Source organism: Chthoniobacterales bacterium, from assembly GCA_036569045.1.
Classification (GTDB): Bacteria; Verrucomicrobiota; Verrucomicrobiia; order Chthoniobacterales; family JAATET01; genus JAATET01.
The window spans coordinates 1-20,752 of sequence record DATCRI010000047.1 but is presented as its reverse complement, the minus strand read 5'-3'; the positions used below and the strand labels follow the sequence as shown (position 1 = coordinate 20,752).

The 20,752-nt window shown below is 58.3% G+C and carries 17 protein-coding genes; 12 read left to right on the top strand and 5 right to left on the bottom strand.

Annotation, left to right across the window (positions count from 1 at the left end):
- Window positions 1–169: 169 nt before the first annotated feature.
- The 9 genes from VIM61_09020 (at window position 170) to VIM61_08980 (ending at window position 10,257) form a co-directional block, all read left to right on the top strand.
- On the top strand, window positions 170–1,153 hold the full coding sequence (locus tag VIM61_09020) for a hypothetical protein (protein ID HEY8900541.1): 984 nt from the start codon (window positions 170–172) through the stop codon (window positions 1,151–1,153).
- A 3-nt stretch (window positions 1,154–1,156) separates the two neighbouring features.
- Window positions 1,157–2,512: a hypothetical protein gene (locus VIM61_09015; protein HEY8900540.1), complete on the top strand. Its 1,356-nt coding sequence runs from the start codon at window positions 1,157–1,159 to the stop codon at window positions 2,510–2,512.
- On the top strand, window positions 2,509–3,456 hold the full coding sequence (locus tag VIM61_09010; GenBank protein ID HEY8900539.1) for an FkbM family methyltransferase: 948 nt from the start codon (window positions 2,509–2,511) through the stop codon (window positions 3,454–3,456). The genes VIM61_09015 and VIM61_09010 overlap by 4 nt, the downstream gene beginning before the upstream one ends.
- A 105-nt stretch (window positions 3,457–3,561) precedes the next feature.
- A complete protein-coding gene (locus tag VIM61_09005; GenBank protein ID HEY8900538.1) occupies window positions 3,562–4,728 on the top strand; it encodes a glycosyltransferase family 9 protein in 1,167 nt (388 codons plus the stop codon).
- Window positions 4,725–6,224, top strand: coding sequence for a hypothetical protein (locus tag VIM61_09000; protein ID HEY8900537.1), 1,500 nt, complete (start codon window positions 4,725–4,727; stop codon window positions 6,222–6,224). The genes VIM61_09005 and VIM61_09000 overlap by 4 nt, the downstream gene beginning before the upstream one ends.
- Window positions 6,225–6,357: 133 nt before the next feature.
- Window positions 6,358–7,044: a class I SAM-dependent methyltransferase gene (locus VIM61_08995; protein ID HEY8900536.1), complete on the top strand. Its 687-nt coding sequence runs from the start codon at window positions 6,358–6,360 to the stop codon at window positions 7,042–7,044.
- Window positions 7,034–7,936, top strand: a complete 903-nt coding sequence (locus VIM61_08990; GenBank protein HEY8900535.1) for a glycosyltransferase family 2 protein — start codon at window positions 7,034–7,036, stop codon at window positions 7,934–7,936. Before VIM61_08995 ends, VIM61_08990 begins: the two co-directional genes overlap by 11 nt.
- 12 nt (window positions 7,937–7,948) lie before the next feature.
- Window positions 7,949–8,974: a glycosyltransferase family 9 protein gene (locus VIM61_08985; protein HEY8900534.1), complete on the top strand. Its 1,026-nt coding sequence runs from the start codon at window positions 7,949–7,951 to the stop codon at window positions 8,972–8,974.
- Window positions 8,947–10,257, top strand: coding sequence for a glycosyltransferase family 4 protein (locus VIM61_08980; protein HEY8900533.1), 1,311 nt, complete (start codon window positions 8,947–8,949; stop codon window positions 10,255–10,257). Before VIM61_08985 ends, VIM61_08980 begins: the two co-directional genes overlap by 28 nt.
- Before the next feature lie 29 nt (window positions 10,258–10,286).
- On the opposite strand, the gene VIM61_08975 is transcribed toward VIM61_08980, so the two are convergent.
- Window positions 10,287–10,976: a WecB/TagA/CpsF family glycosyltransferase gene (locus VIM61_08975; protein ID HEY8900532.1), complete on the bottom strand. Its 690-nt coding sequence runs from the start codon at window positions 10,974–10,976 to the stop codon at window positions 10,287–10,289.
- Between the two features lie 105 nt (window positions 10,977–11,081).
- Window positions 11,082–12,338 carry a hypothetical protein gene (locus VIM61_08970; GenBank protein ID HEY8900531.1) on the bottom strand — a complete coding sequence of 419 codons (1,257 nt, stop codon included), beginning with the start codon at window positions 12,336–12,338 and terminating at the stop codon, window positions 11,082–11,084.
- A gap of 135 nt (window positions 12,339–12,473) precedes the next feature.
- On the opposite strand from VIM61_08970, the gene VIM61_08965 reads away from it, so the two are divergent.
- Entirely contained in the window at window positions 12,474–13,469 is a 996-nt protein-coding gene (locus VIM61_08965) for an exosortase/archaeosortase family protein (protein ID HEY8900530.1), read from the top strand.
- Window positions 13,470–13,478: 9 nt separating this feature from the next.
- The gene (locus VIM61_08960; protein HEY8900529.1) at window positions 13,479–14,246 is read left to right on the top strand and encodes an exosortase-associated EpsI family protein; all 768 of its coding nucleotides are present in this window, start codon (window positions 13,479–13,481) and stop codon (window positions 14,244–14,246) included.
- Here VIM61_08960 and VIM61_08955 read toward each other — a convergent pair.
- The 3 genes from VIM61_08955 to VIM61_08945 are packed head-to-tail and all read right to left on the bottom strand — an operon-like array spanning window position 14,229 to window position 19,604.
- Window positions 14,229–15,143, bottom strand: coding sequence for an NAD(P)-dependent oxidoreductase (locus VIM61_08955; protein ID HEY8900528.1), 915 nt, complete (start codon window positions 15,141–15,143; stop codon window positions 14,229–14,231). The two genes, VIM61_08960 and VIM61_08955, sit on opposite strands and share 18 nt — an antisense overlap.
- Window positions 15,140–15,955 (bottom strand): MBL fold metallo-hydrolase, encoded by an 816-nt coding sequence (locus tag VIM61_08950; protein HEY8900527.1) that lies wholly within the window; start codon window positions 15,953–15,955, stop codon window positions 15,140–15,142. Before VIM61_08950 ends, VIM61_08955 begins: the two co-directional genes overlap by 4 nt.
- Window positions 15,956–15,980: 25 nt before the next feature.
- Window positions 15,981–19,604 carry an ATP-binding cassette domain-containing protein gene (locus VIM61_08945; GenBank protein ID HEY8900526.1) on the bottom strand — a complete coding sequence of 1,208 codons (3,624 nt, stop codon included), beginning with the start codon at window positions 19,602–19,604 and terminating at the stop codon, window positions 15,981–15,983.
- 115 nt (window positions 19,605–19,719) lie between these two features.
- Here VIM61_08945 and VIM61_08940 point away from each other — a divergent pair.
- Window positions 19,720–20,752 (top strand): 3-deoxy-7-phosphoheptulonate synthase (locus tag VIM61_08940; GenBank protein ID HEY8900525.1); only part of this gene is annotated, 1,033 nt, incomplete at its 3' end.

Below are 20,752 nucleotides of genomic sequence, written 5' to 3'. Positions count from 1 at the left end.
CTCCAATCGGTCCTTCTATCGGCTGTCGCAATCTTTTCCTCCGCTCGATCCATCATCAGGCAAGCCGCGCTCAAAGAAGTTCTTTTCTAAAGAACCTTCTCATGCCAAGCAGTGAAACTGCACCCAAGGCGATCCTCGCCGGCTTCACCCACCTTCCCATGTCATTGTCATGTCGTTACGAGATCGCCTAAAGGCGTTCGCCGCCCACGCCCGAGCGTTCGGCCCTTCGGAGGCGATTCGACATCTCCTCGAACCCTTGCTGGGAATCGAAGCGCTCGTTTCCCCTCAGCATGCTCAACTCCTCCTCACCGCGGCCTGTCGTCTTGAGCAACTCTCCCATCTCCCTGCCCAGCCGCTCGCGGCACACGAGATGAGTGTTTTCTCCCAGGCTGGAGAAGATGGCATCATTCAAAACCTCGTTCGCCATCTCCCATGCATTCCCGAAATTTTCATCGAATTCGGAGTGGAGGATTACACCGAGGCAAACACTCGCTATCTTCTTCTCTCGGACTACTGGCAGGGATTGATCATTGACGGCTCCGAAGCGCAGATCGCGCGAATTCGATCCAGCAAGATCTATTGGCAACGGAATTTGCAAGCCCGACAACTCTTCATCGATCGAGACAACATCATGCCCGCTCTCGAGGGTTTTCGCGAGGCCGGGCTTCTCAGCATCGATATCGATGGAAATGACTACTGGGTCTGGGAAGCAATTGATTTCCAGCCATGGATTGTCATCTGTGAATATAACTCCCTGTTTGGTCCCACTGCGAAAATATCAATTCCATATAATTCAAAATTCCAACGAGTTCACGCGCATTATTCGAATCTCTATTTCGGATGTTCCCTCAACGCTCTGTGCCATCTCGCCCAGAAGAAAGGTTATGTCTTCGTCGGATGCAATCGAATGGGGTCCAATGCCTTTTTTGTTCGTCGAGACGTTTCTAGGGATTTTCGCACTCTTTCCGCCGAGGAGGGGTTTGTTCTGACCCCTTCAAGACAATCGAGAAACACCGAAGGAAAATTAGATTATTTGAATGCGCTTGAGAGCATGGAACTCATTGCTTCACTTCCTGTCGTCGACGTGGAAAACGGCACCGTTTTAAAACTGGCTGATTTGCCTCTCTGGTTGGAGAGGCCAGACTCAGCCTGACGCATGAAGTCCATCACTTCGAGCCTGTTTGCAAAGACCCGGGCGGGACGACGAACCCGAAGGTTGATATTGGCAATCTGGAGCACTGGCAGCACCAAGGCTGTTTCGATGTTCTTATCCGTGGCTCAGGTGCCGATTGCCATTCACGCCTTTGGCGAAGAGGGTTTCGGGTTGTGGGTGACTCTCACAGCCACGGTGGCCCTGCTGTCGTTCGCGGACTTTGGAATCACCAACGGCATGCAGAATCGAATCGCGGGGGCCTTTGCCCGTAATGATGAATACCAAATAAATCGCGTTTTCTGGACTGCAACCATTGTTCTGGCCGGAGTGGGAGCACTTGTCTTCCTGATTTCGTGGATGGTTGTTCCTTTTTTCAACTGGGCGAGCCTATTCCACGTTAACACCCCTGCGCTACGCTCTCAGACTTCGTTCGCCCTCGTTCTGCTCGTCATTGGGTTTGCCATGGGGCTTCCGCTTTCCACGATACCGAGGCTACTCGCAGGAATTCAACAAGGCTGGCTACAGGGAATTATCAATTTGACTATTTCCATCTGGACCATTGTCGCCATCCTCTTCTGTGCCAGACTCAAACTCGATTTTTTGTTTTTTATTGGCCTGATTGCAATCGCCACCCCCTTGGTGCATCTGGCGTCTTACCTCTGGATGCATCGTGTTTTTCCATTTGTTCGTCCTCAGCGGAGTATGTTTTCTCTCATGGAACTGCGATCTCTCGCGCATTTGGGCTGGCAATTTCTCATTCCTCAAATCGGAGCGTCGGTGCTTGCCTTTGCTCCTCAGCTAATTGTTTCCAATTCCCTGGGAGCGGCGGCCGTCACGCCATTTAATTTGTGCCAACGGGTGGTTGGCGTTCTCCAGCAGATTCAAACAATTGCCCTGACCCCGGTTTGGCCAGCCTACTCCGAAGCTCATCAATCCGGGGACATCAAATGGATTCGAATGGCCTTTGGAATAAGCCTCGGAGGGTCAGTTGCCATTTTCGCGCTGGCGGCGCTCGGATTCTCCCAATTTGGATCCGCGCTCATCGAATTTTGGACGGGCTCTTCCTCCGAACTTCCCAGTCCTGCGCTCATCAACTGGTTTTCCGCTTGGCTCTTTCTCACCGGAATTGGAGTTCCCATGGCCTATCTCCTCAACGGATTGAGCCGCCTGAAAGGTGTCCTCGTTTACGGATCTCTAAACATGGTTGCGACGGTAGTTGCCATGCCGATTGCCGCGAAATACTTCGGGGCGTCCGGGGTCGTCATGAGCATGTGTCTTAGCTATCTGGTGATTGTCCTTCCGGCAAATAGCGTCGATGTCTGCTTGGCCCTCGCCAAAAACTCTCCTTTTAAAAAATGATTGCCCAGCAAATCAGCAATCTGGAACTTTTTCTTCGCCGAGCAAAGGTCGGGGAAGAGGTCCGCAGCGCATTCGGTCGTTCAAAAAGGTGGCTGACGCGCTGGTGGGATCCCGCCGTGAGTCGCGAGATTGCTAATGTCACGCTTAGCCTCCCGCTTTCTCATCCGCTCCCGATCAATTTGGAAATCTTTCCCCTTTACGATCGGCAAATCACGCCACTAGTGGCGAGCCTTCGGAAAAAATATCCCGATCTTCGGATGATTGATGTCGGAGCGAATATCGGCGACACTGCGGCATTGGCAAAAGCTGAGACCGATATTCCCGTTTTGTGCATCGAAGGTAATCCCCGAATCCTCCCGTATCTCAAGCGGAACCTTTCTCGATTGGGAACCATTCAACTAGCGGAAACCTTTGTTGGAATGGAGAACGGCGCGGTCGCTTTTGAAATTGAACACACTCCGGGGAGCGCGTCCATCCGTCGAAACCGGAATGCCGATCACTCGCTTCCCTTGGCAACAATGCAAACAATTTTGAAAAAATTCCCCGAATTCGCGGATGCCAAATTTCTGAAGGTCGACACGGACGGATTTGACGGGACGGTTCTCCGTTCGGCCAGGGATTATCTCACGCGAACTCAACCCGTGCTGCTTTTTGAAGTCGACCCCAAGTTGCTTGGCCAGCAAGGGGAAGACGCCCATGCGCTTCTCGATTTTCTGGTTTCGCTTAACTATGAGCAGTTCATGATTTATGATAATTTTGGTAATTTTCTCATTTCGCTCGATCGGGATCAACAAGACGGTTTTCGAGACCTCGTTTCCTATCACTTAAACTCTATTCAATCACTTTATTGGGATGTCATTGCATTCGCTTCGATAGACCGGGATGTCCATGATAAGTTTCGCATCTCGGAGAGGAATCGATGTGTCATTCGGAGATTACCTTGACGGATGACTTTGCGACACCAGCTCGGATCGCTCACGAGAAGGCGCCGCCGCCGGCAAATTTCCTAACGGCTCGTGCAAGCATCCTTCCTAGAATACTTGGCGAAAATGAAAGCCGATCTTCGCCAGTGGCTCATGCGGAAAACTCTTCGAATTCTGCAAAGACTGGCAGTAACGACGCAAACGCCGGTTTCCGGAGGATTGATCATCTTCAAACCTGATCGCCTGGGCGATTTCATATTGGCGACGGGCTGCATTCGCCGCCTGGATCGCTGGTCCCGGGAGACGTTGAAGGCTCCTGCGACCCTCATTGTTTCTGAAGTTTCCCGATCGCTGGCGGCTCGCGAATTTCCGGAACTCCCCCTGATTGTCAGTGAAATTTACGACGATAGTCAGAACGTTCCCCACTTTCTCCAAGTCTTATTTGCCCTCCGAAAAAGGCTTCTTCCTCTGCGCGGTCGACAAGTCGCTTGCTTACGACACCAACGATTCGTTGTGCACGAACTGCTTCTTGCCTGGCTCTCACCGGCTACGATCATCCTGCTTGACGATTGCCCGCTGATGCCGGCCAAGCCGCCACAATATCCTTGGAGAAGGGTTATTTCGGCGTCGTATCCCGTCGACGTGAAAGACACCCCCCTCGAACTGGAGGCGCATGCCCGGGTTGCGTCTCTTCTGATGGGACAACCATGCTCGCCTCAGGAAATCGCCCCCAAACTGACGACTTTTCCAACCCGTGACAACGGGGAGCTGCTGGTTTTTCCCTACGGGAGCGACTTCGTCCGAAATTATCCGCCGGATCGCCTGCTTGACGTGCTCCGCGCGGCCAGACAGATGAATTTCACGGCTATCCGATTTTGTGCGGGCAACGCGGACGAAGCCGCCGCGATGTCGTTGGTTGATTCGCTTGCTGACCAACCGGGCTGTTCTGTGCTCATGTCCATCACGCCAAATATCGAATGCGCAGCGAAGCTGATCGCCGGTTCCCGGATGGTTCTTTCGATGGAATCGGGACCAGCCCACCTGGCCATCGCACTCGACAAGGCCGGCATCTTCATTCTCGGGGGGGGGCATCACGGAATTTTCGCCCCATGGGGTTCTCCCCCGCGTCAGCACTGGATCGATCGGCCCCTTCCTTGTTATCACTGCAATTGGAAATGCATTTTCGATGAGGCTAAATGCATCACGGAGATCGCGCCTTCGCGGATCATCGAGGTGATTCAATCAACTCTTGAATCTTTCCCCCCCCACCCGTTCCCTACAGTCGCTTCGTGAACATCAATTTCACTTCATTCATTCGAGGAGCCGTCATCGCCGCCGCGTGCATTTTCGCGCTGGCCATGGGGCCGCTTTTGACCTCCGACTCCATGATGCCGGTCTTTGTGCTTGCCGGGATCGTCCTGCTCGCCATCACGTCCTCCTTTCCCTCCTGGCTGGTGATCATCTGCATTGTCTGTAGCTTGCTGACCGGACGAACCGGCCTGGGAGTCGGCTATTGGGAAATTTTCGCCTTGGCACTTATCATTCGCTGGTGCCTGACCGTTCCTTTCCACGGAGGATTGTTCGGCCAGATCGAAGGCAAATGGACTTTCATATGCATCACCGGATTCACCGTCGTCCTCTTTTTCCACGGATTTCCGGCCCTCGTTGGCATCGGAGAAAGTGTCGGCCGACGATTGGCCGTGCTCTCGATCGCATCTCTTGGCCTCAGCTATCTCCTGCTGTCAGGCAAACTGGATCTGAGCAAGCTTCCCCTTCTTCCGTGGATCGGCGTGGTGCCGGGAATCATCACGGCTGGATTCGATCTGATCAACCTGGCTATTCCGTCCGCCTTGCCGATTACATTCTTTATTTACAACGATCAGAACTTTGAGTTGATGGCGGCCTTCCAAGGGGCGCAACTTTCCATGATCCGGATTGCGGGCCTTCGTGAGCTGGGTCTCGGAATCGCCTTTCTTAGCCTAAGTTATTTCGCCTGCCAGCGAGCACCACATCTTCGGCGACTGTTAACCCAAGCTGGCGGAACCTTGATGGGAGCTCTCCTCGCAGCGCTCTCAGGATATCGCGCCTACGTAGCCCAAATTGCCCTAGGCACCCTTATCGCAGCGTATGCGCGGTCGAAGGCCACTTTCCTTCTGGTGTGCCTGTGCGGACTTCTGGGGATAGGCACTCTGGTTTTCATTCACCAGCAGGTCGCCGAACTCCCCCTTCCCATGCAACGCGCTCTTTCGTGGCTGCCCGGTGACTGGGACTGGCGCACCAAAGATGATGCGGATGGTGGCTTTGCCTGGCGCGCGCAAATTCGAGACTATTATTTTGCCCGAATTTTTCCCGAGACATGGTTGCTCGGCCGCGGCCTTGCCTACGACGAACGCATCGATGCCATGCAATGGATGATGAACGACCCTACGCTCAACATTCAATATTTCGTGGCGATTCAAAACTACCACTCGGGCTTGGTGAGCACCTTGGATTTCGTCGGCGTAGTAGGAACGCTCTTTTTCGTCGCTGGATGCCTTCGAGGGATCTGGAATGCGTTCGTTATTCTGAGAAATCGCGAGAATGCGCGCCCCTGGCAATTGTGGATCGCGATCATGTTCCTCACCGCAAACCCTCCATTCTGGTATACTGGTTTTTTTGACCGTATTTTTCCGTTCTTCGTCATCGCGATGTGTCTGCTGGAGTTAGCCCGGCGGGAGCAGGCAACTGTCTCGGGTCGAATTGAGGAGGAGTCCGAAAAGGTTTTCGATTACGAGCTCGAAGCGACATGAACCGGGTCGAACGCTTTCCTGCTAACCGGGTTCGCCACGGGGTAATCTTATGAATCCTCCCCCTTCCCAGGAACTCTTCGAAACCTGCTATCGGGGGCGCCAAAGCTCCCTCCATCACATGTCCTACATGCGAATGGGCAAGGTTCTCCCCGCGCTTCAGATTTTGAAGAAGAATCGAATCGAACTCCAAAATCGACGGATTTTGGATTACGGATTCGGAGCAGGCACTTTTTTTCGCTATCTCCCGTTCTCAGCCGAACTCTACGGCGTGGAGCAGGATCCTGTGACCGTTGAAGAGGTCCAGCAGATGCTTCAAAATCGAGGTCACAGGCATGTGAATATGCAGGTTATCGATGTCGATTCGTGGCAGGACCATCCACTGCTTCAGCAAACTTACGATCTGGTCATCTGTAGCCACGTTCTCGAGCATCTTCCCGATCCGGTCGCATTTCTAAAAGTTTTGCGAAAGACCCTTGCCCCCGGAGGCTGCTTTCTCGGGCTCGTTCCAATCAATGAATTGGAAGACAATGCGCACCACTTTTGGAAAGTCGACCGGGACATGGTATCGGGCTGGGTTGCCAATGCTAATCTTTCTCTCCGAGACTATGAGGAGCGAGACCCTTGGAGCTACCGCGTCCAACCTTTCTATGCGAACGAGTCCACAAATCGCTTGCTCACTCAGGGGCTGGGTTTGGGGATGGGAATTCCCGCGACTCTTTTAGGAGGGCAAATTTGGGAAGGCATTGGCGCGGCCCTCTCGAAACTCTTGAATTGGCAAAATACCCAGGCTGTTTTTATTGCCGTCAAAAGTGGATCTTAAAAATTTCCCCTATGAGGCGTCCATTGTTATCGCCACGTATGACCGAAAAGACATCACCCTCCGCTGTCTGGATAATCTTGCCAGGGAGGGCGTCCTCGACTGGGCCGAAATCATCCTCGTCGATGACGGATCGAGCGACAAGACCGTCGAGGAGGTGGAGAAAATCTGGCCTCAGATAAAAATTGTGTCGGGAGATGGAAACCTGTGGTGGGGGGGGGCGATGCGCCTGGGCATGAGGATTGCCGACCCGGGAACGCCTTGTCTGATCTGGCTCAACAATGATTGCCGCCCGCGCCCGGGTGTTCTCCAGGCGCTTCGTGCGTATGCGCTTAAGAATCGATGTGTCGCCTCAGCCCTTTCGGTGGCTCCATCCGGATTTTTTTATGGAGGATGGATCAGGACCGCTTGGGGACTCTGCCAAGTCGCCCCGGACTCCTCATCAATCGTCAAAATTGATTCGTTCGGAGGAAACTGCGTGGCCTTTCCTCGGCACATCGTCGAAGCCGTCGGTGAAATGGATCCCCGACTTTTTCATAACTGGGCGGATGCCGACTATGCCCTTCGCATTCGCGCTGCGGGTTTCAAAAGCGTGATTCTCAATTTTTTGATCTGCGACAACGAAGCGAACGAAACCGCAACGCTTGGAAGCTGGACAGAAAGCCCCCTTCCGTTTCGGACGCTTTTCGCCGGGATGCGCAGCCCCAAGTCCCTGCTGTATTGGCCTACCCGGGCGCACTTTTTTCGAAAGCACTGGGGATGGGGATGGGGTTCCGTTCTCGCATTGTGGCCCTATGCTCGATTTTTCGTAATGTGGGCGATCTCGGCCGTTTTCGGGCGCGGGGCGTTGCGAACTTTGCGCCGATCCGTCAAACGTCCGTCCGTCCGGAACTAATCTGAGTGCCGCATGGGATCTCGCCTTCTGATTTTCAAGGTCATTCAACTCGGGGACAACGTGGTATTTCTGCCGCTTGTTCAGGAGTTGGCACGATCGCAGATGTTCTCCTCGATCGAGCTGTGGACAACTCCCCTCGCGGAGCCGCTTTACGATTCGAATTTGCCCGGAGTGACTCGCAAGATCATTTCCCGGCCCGAGTTCAATGCCGCTTGGAAGAATCCGCTTAAAATCCTTCCCCTCGTCTCGCGGGTCCGTCGGATTGGAGCGACCCATTGCCTTATTCCTCACGATCAGGGGAATACCGCCCATCTTCTCGCCCTAGCTTCCGGAATTCCTCATCGAATCGGGAGTCGACCCCATTTCCTCAAGGTTCCGGGTTCGGTGACCGATCTGATTTCCTATGAGGATAACCTGCCCGCCGCCGAACGAGCGTGGGCTCTCGGGTGTCGACTAGCGGCCAATCTCGGGCGCCCCTGGCCAGACCTCCCACCACCTCCAGATGTCTCTCATCTTCTGAAGGAATCGGCCGCTAGGAGCTTCGATTTTCTGATCCATCCAGGAGCAAGTCTGGAATACCAACGATGGCTTCCGGAGAGATTTTTTCTCCTCGCGAAACAGCTATCCCGATCGTTCCGGGTGGGTTGGCTTGAAAGCGAAATCCCCCTTCCCGACTTTGCGGGTTCGACTGTCGAAGTTATCCGCACTCCCGATCTTTCAAGTCTCGTGAGCAGTCTCGCGGCCTCTCGCGTCTTCATTGGCAACAATTCCGGCCCCATGCACCTGGCGAGCGCTTTGGGAGTGCCGTCTCTGATTTTCTGCGGTCCGAGTCATCCAATCTGGAATCCCTATTGGAACAAAGATCGCTTTCTCCTTCTCCGAAAGGAATCCCTCCCGTGCATCGGCTGTGATCCCTCCAGCGGACCGCTCAATCACTGCACCAATCCAGAATTCCCTCTCGGCTGCATGAAATCCTGGAGCGTGGAAGACGTTGCTCGCATGGCGATCGAATGGATAAACAAGCCCTTCAAATCATGAAGCTATTGGTCTTCGCCCACACGCCCCCGCCGCATCACGGCCAGAGCTACATGGTGCAGCTGATGCTCGAGGGTTTTGGCGGCGATCAAAAGTTGCCGAGCGCAGTGCCTGCCGCCGAATACGGAATCGAATGTTACCACGTCAACGTTCAGCTTTCCGACGATCTGGAGGACATCGGAAGCCTGCGTGGCTCGAAGCTCAAACGCCTGTGCAACGCCTGTCGGGAGGCACTGCAACTTCGAAAGGAATTCGGAATCGACACGCTGTATTACGTGCCCGCCCCGGCGAAAGCTTCAGCGATCATCAGAGACTGGCTGGTCCTTGCCGCCCTTCGGCCTTTCTTCAAGAAGGTCGTCCTTCACTGGCATGCTTTTGGCGTTGGCTTCTGGGCGAGATCGCTCGTGGAAAGCCCCGGCGGGGAAGGATACAAAACCTGTCCGCCGCCCATTCTTTTCGGAATCTTCGACCCTTTCGCTCGATACCTCACGCGTTTGTCGTATCGAGGCTGCGATCTCTCCATCGCACTCACGGACTACAACGTGTCCGACGCCGAGGCTCTCGCTCCGAAACAAACGGTGGTCGTTCCCAACGGGATTCCCGATCAATGCGGCGATCGTTTCCCGTTGGTGCTCGAAAGGCGGCTTGCCCGACTCAGGGATCGCCAGGAAAAGGCAATCCCGTCGTCCGAAGGCCACCCCCAGTCCGTTTCACGAGACGCGCCCACCTTTGATCTTCTTTTCCTCTCCCACTGCACGCGGGAAAAAGGGCTCTTCGTCGCCATGGACGCCGTTGAAACGGTCAATCAAGACCTGGTTCGACAACGAGCGAATCTTCGCGTGCGAATGGTCATTGCAGGAAAGTTCCAGAATGAGTCGGAGCGAGCCGAGTTTCACCGACGGGCGAACTCCCTCGAAAACGTGAGCAACCACTCCCCTTTTATGTATGTCGGGCATGTCGACTCCGAGCGGAAAGCCGTCCTCCTTGCCGAATGTGACGCCCTGATTTTTCCAACGTTTTTTCAGCCCGAAACCTTCGGACTCGTAATGGTGGAAGCCCTTTCATTCGGCTTGCCGGTGATCGCCACCAAATGGCGCGGAACTTCAGACATTCTTCGACGGGATCTTCCGTCGCTATCGATTCCCGAAAATTCGGAGGATCTTTCCAGGCAGTTGAAAGCGGCGATGGATTTTTCCGACTTCGCGCAACTTCGCCAAAGTTTTCTGGAGCGATATTCGCTGCCGGCGTTTCTGGATTCCCTGGCCCGAAATCTGAAAACCGTTTGAACGGGCGCCTCGGACCATGCCTCCGGTTCTCAATCGCGACGGGATGCTAGCAACAACCGGAAGACCACCTCCGGAAGCCCGATCAAATAGCGCTTCCACACCCGGCTCGGCTCCAGAAAGAGACGAAACAACCATTCGAGTCCGCGGTCGGTAGCCCAGCGCGGCCCGCGCCGACGAGTGGATATTCCCCACGAAAACAGCGCACCCACCGTCAGGATGCCTTTGCAAAAGAGCCGCTCTTGGTGGACGTCCGCCCACAGCTCCTGCCGGGGCATTCCCATCCCCAGTAAAAGCAGGTGCGGCTTCTCCGCCCGGATCTTTTCGATCAGGGCGCTCTCCGCGGAGCTTCCCGGTTCAAAGAATCCGTCGTGCCAGCCGGCAATCAGCTTCGGAAATTTCGCCTCCACGCTCCGGGCGTAGGTTTCCACGTTTGCGGGCTCGTCGCCCACCAGGAAAATCCGTTTCCCGTCTTCGTGGAAACGTCTGTAAATCTCTTGCACGAAATCCGGCGGCGTCATTCTGTGGCGCAGCCGCCCATCTCCGAAAATGCGAGCCAGCAAAAGCACGCCGAAGCCGTCGCAGAACGTCACCTCCGCGCGATTCAACGCCGCCGCAAACGCGGAGTTTTTCAGGGCCAGATTCAGCGCATGCGCGTTGAGGTTGAAGAATAAGCGCGGCGGCGCCCCGCGATCCCCGGAGCGGACCAGTTCCCGGATCAATTCCTCCCGGGAAATGTCGTGACATCGCACGGGCCCCAGCCATTCGACTCTTTCACGGAAATCTGGCTGTGGAGTCATCGCAGATAAAGGGATCGGCGCGGGTGGTTATTTCCGAAGAAACCGTGCTGCCGTCCGGTCGAACGCGAACCGGGCCAGATCCGCCACGAACGGCGCCGCGACGAGCATCGCGAGGATGTCGTTGGGGATGCGGTAACGAATCCGAGTGGTTGCGATCGAAGTAAACAGGGCGCAGGCCAGATAGCCTCCCAGGATCAGCCAATCGCGCCATTCGAGGGGATTGCTTGCTCTCCCGAAGACAATGCGCGCGAGCAGAAGGGCCAGCAGCGCATAATACGTGAGAAACATCACAGCGTCGCGGGCTGGCGACGCGGCGGAAGCCGTAACGAGCTCGTTGCGAAAGTTGAAGTAGTTCAGAACCTTTTGGAAATACAGGGAGACTGCCGCTGCGGGGTTTTGGGCAATCCATTCCCTGGCAGCCCGGGCGTAAAAGGCATCGGCATCAGCCTCCCCCAGTTTACGGGCGAGAACTTCGTTCGTGTATTTTGTGACGTCGATATTCAGCCCCGCGTTCGGGCGGGTGGTCTCGCAATTTCCGATCAAGAGATTGAATCCGCTATTGGTCGAAAAGGGCACAAATCTCCCCAGCACCGTCTCATTCCGAATGCCCCACGCCGCGATCACGACGGCAAAAAGCAGAACGAAGGTTCCCGCGGAGACGAAACCCCGCAAGCGCCAGTGAAAAATCGAGATCAGGACGGCGATTCCCGCCCATGGCGCGTAAATTGGCGCAGCCAGCACACACCAAGCCATGAGCCCGCCTGCCAAGGCCCCGGCCCAGACTTTGCCTTTCATCATCAGCGCCAGCGAGAACGCGATCAGCGCGAGGCAGAAAGCCTGGGGATACAGCGTGGAAGTGACGTAAAGAGAAACCGGATAACAGAACAACAGGGCAAACACCACGGCCCGACCAGCCCAGAGTCTCGAGGCCGAAAACCAGGCGCCGGTCAGCACCCAGAGCCCCGCCGTCACGAGCAGCGCGTTCAGCCAGACCAGCGCACTCCATCCAAGGCCAATCGCCTTGCCGATCGCAAGCCAGAACACAAAGCCGGGCGGGCGCGCGGCCGTCGGCGTAATACCGTCCCATGTGAGCATGCGGTATTTTACAAGGTTTTCGGCCAGCTCGTAATATTCGTGCTCATCCGGAAAAACGATCCCGCCTTGGTGTCGAAAACTCAGGATTGCCGAGATTGCCAGGAATGCCGCCACAAAAAGGGTCGCCGCCGCGCGAAACGCAGAGTCGGATAATCTGGACGATGCCGAAAGCGAGCGGAGGGCGGACATCGCGAAAAGATGCGGTTCCCGGCCCCTGCATGAAAGTCCAAAAAGCCTCGCATTCACGGCCTTGCAGCCGCTTGTAAATTACCGATACTCTTTCGGATGACCTTGGATTCCTCCCCAGCAAAGCAGCTTCTCCCAATGGGCTTGCTCGTGGGATCTGCCTTCGTGCTGCTGTATGGCGTGGTGCCATACACCCACAGTCATCTCATGCACCTCACCTCTGTCTTTGGAGCGTTGTGGGTGATGTGGACCAGGTTTCCCGATTTCCAGCACGGCATGCTCGTGCCGGTCCTGTCGGCATTCATCATTTACACGAGACGGCGACAACTTGCGACGCTGCCCATCACCGGATGGTGGCCCGGGGTTCTCGCCTTCGCCTTTGCACTCGTCGTTTTTTGGGCGGGACGTCGGGTGGACAACCAGTATATCGGCTTTTTTTCGATCCAGCTCTACTTTGCCTCGGCAGTGCTTTGGCTGCTGGGTTGGGCATGGCTGCGGGCGCTCACGTTTCCGCTGGCATTTCTCGTGTTCGCCTGGCCGATGCCCTTTTTGGACGGCCTGATCACGTTTCCGCTGCGTCTTTTGATGTCGAACGCGAGTGTGCTCACCTTGCAGGTTCTCGGCGTGGACGCCGTGCAGCAAGGCACCGCCATTGTTTCGGCCGCCCGTCCCGAGATGGGCATGGCCGCGGGGGGCGCATTTGCCGTGGATGTGGCGGACCCTTGCAGCGGGATCCGCTCACTTTTCGCCCTGATGATGATCTCGGCGCTTTACGGCTGCTTCGTGTTGAAAACGCCGTGGCAGCGTGGCCTGTTGTTTCTCGCTTCGGTTCCGCTGGCCGTTGCCGGAAATCTCGCGCGGATTTTGTGCCTCACGCTCGGCACGATTGTTCTGGGTCCCAAAGTCGCAATCGGCACTCTGGAGAACCCGACAATTTTCCACCTTCTGGCCGGCTACGTTGTCTTCGTGATCGCCCTCGGCGGTATGTTTGGCGTGGCCTCGCTGCTCCAACTCAAGTCTGGTGAAATCCACGCTTTCGTGCGGAGAGTGCGAGGTTTTGCGCAAAACGCCCCCGAAATCGGCGCAATAAAACCGAGGCGCGAGCGCGACTCGCTTTCGCCTGATCTCTATTGATCCCAACTTATGTCCGGCGAAACTGCTCTTAGAGACACCCATCCTCGCGTTTCCCGTCCGGTCGTTAAGTATCTTGCCTTTGGCGCATTGGCGGCCGTGGTTTTCTTCATCTGCGTCTGGGGGCCGCCTCCCCCGGAGATCGAGCAACCCGGTGTGAAAATGCAGCTACCCGCCACGATCCTGGGATTCGCCGGCAAGGATCAGCCGATCTCGGAAGGAGAGAAGGTGATGCTTCCCGAAGATACGGAAATCGTCAAAAAACTATATACCGGCGGCGCCGCCGACAGCGTCAATCTCCAGATCGTGCTTAGCGGAGCGGATCGGCGAAGCATTCATCGTCCCGAAATTTGCCTGCCCGGCCAAGGCTGGCGGGTCCGGGCCGGCGAGGTGGTGAAAGTGCCGCTCAAGTCAGGAGCCCTGATGCCCGTCATGGTGCTCGACATTGCGCGTCCCTCTGGGCCCGCGGACAAAGGCCGGGAGTTGAACGCTCTTTATGCTTACTGGTTCGTCAGCGCCGACCGGGAAACTCCCTACCACCTCGAACGCGTGCTGCGGACAAACCTGGACCTCCTGCTCCATAACAAGGCCAATCGATGGGCCTACGTAATCGTCATGTCTCCGGTCCTCGAAGGTTGGGCCCCTGGCGGCCGCAATCGCGCCGAAACTCTCAAACTGATCGAGGATTTCATTCGGGAAAGCGTGCCCGCTTTTCAATATCGGGAAATGAAGGCCTCATCGCCGCCAGCAGCCGGAGCGGGATCAACCGCCGCTTCCTGAACCTTCCAACGCCTGGGGCCGGCGGGATTTGAAGGTCAGCTCGGCGATCCCGGATTTGTCGAGTTCGCCCAGGTTGGCGGCGACCATGGCGTCGTATTGGGCCTTGGTCGCCTCGGCGAGTGGCGTGATGACGCCGGCTTCGCGGGCCAGTTCGAGGGCAATGCCGGAGTCCTTGGCGGCGTGCCCGGCGGAGAAAAAGCAGGCGTGGTCGCGGTTCTGCATGTCCTCCCCATCCGTTTTGAGCACCTGGGAATTCGCGCCGGTCTGGCTGAAAACCTCGCGCAGCATCGTGAGGTCGAGCCCGAGCGCGTCGCCGAGGGCGAGCCCCTCCGCGAGGCCGGCGGTGTTGATGTTCATCACCATGTTCACGAGCGCCTTCACCTTTGCCGCGGATCCGGTGGGCCCGATGTAGCGAAGGGATGCGCTGAGTTTTTCAAGGATGGGACGCACCGTTTCGAAGGTCGCCGAATTGCCGCCGACCATCAGGTAGAGCGTGCCCTCCCGGGCCTGGGTGATGCTCGAGGCCATGCAGGCCTCCAGCGTGCGAGCGCCCACGCGGTCAGCCAGCGCCTCGACTTCGAGATGCACGGCCGGCGTGACCGTGGCAAAATTCACGAAGGTCCTTCCGGCGGCGCCCTGGAGCAACGAATCCGGACCTCCCGAGAAAATTGTGCGCATGGCCGCGTCGTCGGTCACGACGGTGAAAATGACGTCACTGGCCGCGGTGACTGCGGCGAGCGTGGGCGCGTGAAGGCACCCGAGTTCTTCGGCCAGGGTCGCAGCGCTGGGCCCGTGAACGTCGAAGACGGCGCTGACCTCGTAATCCACGTCTTTCAGGCGGCGGGCCATGTTGGCGCCCATGCGGCCGACGCCGACGATTCCCATACGAATACTCATAACGCTTCCGGAAAAAAGGGGTTGTGCCGGCGCTGTTCGCCGACGGTGGTGAGCGGACCGTGGCCGGGAGCAAGAACGGTTTCCGCCGGCAGGGAGAGAATGGCCTCGCGGTTCGTGCGGAGCGCGTCGGCATACGAAACCATGCCGCCGCCCATCGAACCGGCAAACATCGCGTCGCCACAGATTGCGACCGATTGCGCGAGTCCTCGCACGACATAGGTGACGCCTCCGCGGGCGTGCCCGCAGGTGAGCCGTGTTTCGATGGTGAGTCTGCCGATCGAGAAGGATTGGCCGGGGGCGAAGGTTTCCGCGCCGGTGACTTCCTCGCCAACCGGGGTAAATGCCCGGGCGCCGGTTTTCTCGAGAAGACGATCGAGATCGTAGATGTGGTCGCCGTGCGAATGGGTGATGAAGACCTGCTCGATGCGCACGCCCAGCTTCGCCGCGTCAGCGAGCGGTTCGCTGACGTCCGAGCCGGTGTCGAACATCGCGGCGGATCCGGAGGCGGCATTCCAGACGAGGAAGGCATTCACCAGCATGTCGTCGAAGGGCGTGTTGTATTGCTTCAAACCCTCGACCTCGACCGGAGCCGGCCTGTAGCTCCCCTCGCCCAGGGCAACGAGGCGATCCGGAGCGAGGCCGAGCGGAGCGGCAATCGCCCGCACGACCGTGGCATCGAATGCACCATCGATCACGGCGCGCATCTGTTCGACGGAGACGCCACTGGCGGCGGAGATGTCCGCGGGCGTTTTCCCGGTGCCGCGCAGGGCTTTGCCCAGCACGTCGTTGTAGGCGTCTTCGAGTGGAATCATAAAAGAAAGCGGCTCGCGGAGGTTTCTACGGTCCGCGCACGGAAATCTGGTAGCGCAGGATGAAATAGAGCGCGAAGAAGCCGGCGAGTGTCGTGACGAGGAGGATGCCGGTATTGAAGAGCAGAACGCTGGCGCGAATGCCGAAGTATTGCTTGATCGGGCCAAAGAAGACGTTGAGGTGCTTTTTGCGCCCTTCATCAAGGCGGTAATCGAGCTGCTCCATCTCGGCCTTCGACACGAGATCGGTGACCTTCTGGTTCACGTAGATCTGCTCGGCGGTGATCGGGCCGGAGTGCGCGCCGATGGCCTTGGGATCATAGGGGCCGCCGTGGATGACGCGGTCGATCATCCCGAGAGCGCGGTCGATCTCGCCCGGGGACTTGCCCTGGAGGCCGGAGACGAGCGCGAGCAGTTCCTTGAGGTCGTCGAGACGCTGCTCCTCGGCTTCGCTGGCGGCGCGCTTCGCGGCGAGGGCCGAAATTTCCCTCTGGATCTGCTCCTGTCGGCGGGTGAGCGGGTTCAGCTTTGCCTGGGCGTAGATGAGCGCTTCGTAGGACCAGCGCATCGGCATGAATTCGCAGATCAACGGCACCTGCAGGTCGCTGCGCGGCGGAAGCGCGCTCTCGGGATGATTCGTGAACCACGTCTGCACCGTGTAGACGAAGTCGAGGTTGCGATTCATCTCCTCGTATTTGATGAGCGCACCACCAAGGATGATCTGCGGAATGAGCACCGCCGGGATGATGTTCACGGCGGTCTTTCCCTCCGGCACGATGGCGGAAATGATGAGGCCGATGGCGATGCCGCTCACGGCCGTGAGGATCATCGCCACGAAATCGATCCAGAACATGCCGCGGACCGAGAGCAGCCAATTCCCGAGGATCACAAATGCCGCGCATTGGATGATCGCAAACAGCGTCAGCGTGAGCGCCTTTGCCGTGACGTAGTAACCGAGCCGGACATTGAGATTGCGCTCCCGCAGAAGGATGGCGCGGTCGCGAATGATGTCGTCGACGCTATTGGTCAGGCCGAGGAACATCGCGACCACGAGCGCAAGAAACAGGTAGGTCGGAATGTGGTAGGCGGAGGCAAAATCGTAGGTGCCGCCTTCGCTGTAGCGCAGCACGGCGCCGATGAGCAATGCGAGCAACGGCGCCTCAACGATCGTCGTGAGGAGATTCGCGCGGTTGCGGAATTTGCTGATGAAGGCGCGCTGGAGAAGCGTGGCAAACTGGCTCCATTCCTCGCGCCAGCGGATGGCCTCGCGGCGTTTTTGAAACGGCGGCGGCGCCGAATTCACCGAGGTGACGGCGGCGGGGTCCCGGGCGACGGGCGTGGCGCGCACGTCCTTCACGAGGCGGTAGGCCTCGTATTTGTCGCGCCAGTAGTCCGGGGAATACCGCCGCGCCGGCACGAGCTGGCCGCGGCTGTTTTCCTCGAAAATGATGTCGCCGGAGAGGTCGCGCAGCGGCGTCTCCATGACGTCGAAGATGAACTCGGGCCGCGCCGTGTCGCCGACATCGGTTTTTCCGAGCGCGGTGCCGTAGTGCTGCACGTGCTCGGCGTCGGCGAAGTATTGGAGCATCTCGTGCGGCGTGCCGAAGAAGACGATCTTGCCGCCCTTATCGAGCAGCAGCGCCTTGTGAAACATCGAGAAGATGCGCGAGGTCGGCTGGTGGATCGTCACGAGCACGATCTTGTTGTGCGACATGCCGCGAATGATCTCGATGACGTGCTCGGAATCCTTCGAGGACAGGCCGGAGGTCGGCTCGTCGAACAGGAAGATGTCCGCCGAACTGATCATATCGAGGCCGATGTTCAGGCGCTTGCGCTCGCCGCCGGAGAGCGTCTTCTTCTGCGCGCTGCCGACGACGCTGTCGCGGCGTTCGTTCAGGCCAAGCTCCGCGAGCTTGCCGTCGATCCGACGCAGGCGCTCGCGCCGGGACAGATGCGGCGTGCGGATCGCGGCAGCGAAATCGAGATTCTCCTCGATGGTCAGCTGCTCGTCGAAAGCGTCATACTGCGGCACGTAGGTGACGTAGCGACGCAGCGTTTCGTAGTTCGCATAGAGCGAACGGCCGTTGAAGAGCAACTCGCCGTGCGAAGGCGGAAACTGCCCCGAGAGCATGCGCATGAGCGTGCTCTTGCCGCAGCCACTCGCGCCCATCACGCAGACCATTTCGCCGCGCTGCACCGTGAAAGACAGGCCGTCGAGCGCGATGTCGTTGTTCCGGAACCGGCAGGTGACGTCGCGCACCTCCATGGTGCGGATGATGTTTCGCTCCTCCTCGATGAGCCGCTCGGCGAAGTTGCAGCGAAGCACCTGCCCGGCATCCACGCGGATGGTGTCGCCGTCGGCGAGCGTCGTGAAATTGCGCACGGGGTTGCCACGCACGAGAATCGGCCGATCGGCCTGGAGCACCTCGACGCGGCCGACCTTACGGTCGTAATCGCAGTAAATCTTCAGCAGGACGTCGCCGCCGGTGCCGGGCGAGAGCAGGATATCGCCTTCGTTGAGAAGGCCGGGATTGTTCGAGACGAGGTATTCGGACTTCGAGGCCTTGAGCTGAAAACGCCCGCCGTAGGAACGCGCGCGGCGGCGGAGATCGTCGATCTCGAGCTCGCTGTCGTCATGGAAAATGATGCGATCTTCGAGCGAGGCATCGACGACCGTCCCCGACGTGAGGCGCACGCCATTCAGCACGGCATCCACATTGCGGAGCGCACGCACCTTGACCTTGAGACCGAACGTCACCTCGAGGCAGCTGTCGCGGGTCTTGTTTTTTTCGAGGCGGACCTCGTCGTCATCGTTCACCGCCACATAAAGCTGGGGCAGCGAGACGTTCTTCTTGGCATTGAAGTAGAAGACGAGTTCCTGATGAGCGATGACCTGTTCGTCGACGATGATTCGCTGGCCCGGATAGAGGCGGCAGAAGTCGTTCGGCTTGAGGAGACGGCCCTGCACGATGAGGTTCCGCCCGCTCATGTTCTTGAGGATGATGAGCTCGTGGTAGCGGTAGGCGAGCAGGCGCTCGTCGTCGCGGAACTCCTTCACCGTCACGTCGGATTTCCCCGGCGCACCGAAGCTCACGGCCTCCAGCGGCGAAGCGCCCTGCTGATAAATCTGCGCGTCGCCCTGCTCGTTCGCATTGAGCTGGTAAACGATGTCGATCGCCTGCGCCGCCATGCCGAGCTGCGACATGAACGAGTAGTAGGCGATCACCTGCTCCTGCTTGAGGCCGGCCTTCGAGATGAGATCGTAGAGCTGGACGCCGAGAAGAATCTTGCGGTCGTCGCTGAGCTGGTTCGCCAGCTTCTGCGCGATGGCGTTGAGATCCTGCTGCTCGTGGAGCGCGTCGCGGAAGAGCTTGCGCAGCTCGGAGTAGATCGCGTCTGGATAGTCGTAGCGCAGGAAGCCGAGGCTGGAGTCGATTTCCTCCTCGAGCACCTCGCTCTCGGAACGCGCGAAGGCCGCCAGCACCTTGATGAGCGTCGGCAGCAGGTTCGGGCTCTCGGAAACCGTGCGCGGCTTCCGCATGAGGCGCCGGAACAGGTGCCGGGTGCCCGTGCGGGTGCGGGTGACGAAACGGAAAACTCCCTCGAGCCAGCTGTGCAGCGGTTTCTGGGGGGCCTTGGCAGTGACTTCCACGGGTTGGACGATAGCACGGCCTAAAAACCGCCCGCAAAGAATTTGCCAGTCGGCGGGGATTTACAAGTGGAGGATTGCGCGAAACGCGATTCCACGGAATAGTGACGGGCTTTTTATGACCACCAGCCTCACTGACCATGCGACCGCCAGCGCCCAGGCCGGCGCCGCCGATCGCGTGGAAAACTTGCGCGTCCGCGGGCTTACGCGCCTCATTACGCCCACGCAGATCAAGGAGCAGCTCCCTGCCTCCGACGCCTCGCTGCAGACCGTGCTCGCCGGCCGCAACGCCGCCCGCCGCATTCTCCAGCGCGAGGATTCCCGCCTGCTCGTCGTCGTCGGCCCCTGCTCCATTCACGATCCCGAGGCCGCCCTGGACTACGCCCGCCGCCTCGCCACCCTGCGCACGGAACTCGCCGATCGTTACGAGATCGTGATGCGGGTCTATTTCGAAAAGCCCCGCACGACCGTTGGATGGAAGGGCCTCATCAACGATCCGCACCTCGACGACTCCTGCGACCTCGCGCACGGCCTCGCCCTCGCCCGCAAGCTCCTGCTCGACATCACCGCGCTCGGCCTGCCCGCCGCCACCGAATTCCTCGACCCCATTATTCCGCAATACATCGCGGATCTCATTTCGTGGTCCGCCATCGGCGCCCGCACGACGGAGTCGCAGACGCATCGCGAACTCGCCAGCGGTCTCTCCATGCCGGTCGGCTTCAAGAACGGCACCGACGGCAGCGTGCAGACGGCGATCGACGCGATGAAGTCCTCGCGCACGCCGCACAGCTTCCTCGGCATCGATCAGGATGGCTCCACGAGCATCGTGAAAACGACCGGCAACCCGCATTGTCACGTCGTCCTCCGCGGCGGCCGCGACGGCGCGAACTACGAGGCGCACCACGTCGCTACCGCCGTCGAAAAGCTCCGCAAGGCCGGCATGCCCGACGCGATCATGATCGATTGCAGCCATGCGAACTCCGGCAAGGATCCGCTCCGCCAGCACCTCGTCTGGGAAAGCGTGCTCGCCCAGCGCGAGAGCGACAACGCCATCATCGGCGCCATGCTCGAGAGCAACATTCACCTCGGCGCCCAGCCTTCCGAAGGCGGCCCGGCGGGGTTGAAATACGGCGTCTCGATCACGGACGCCT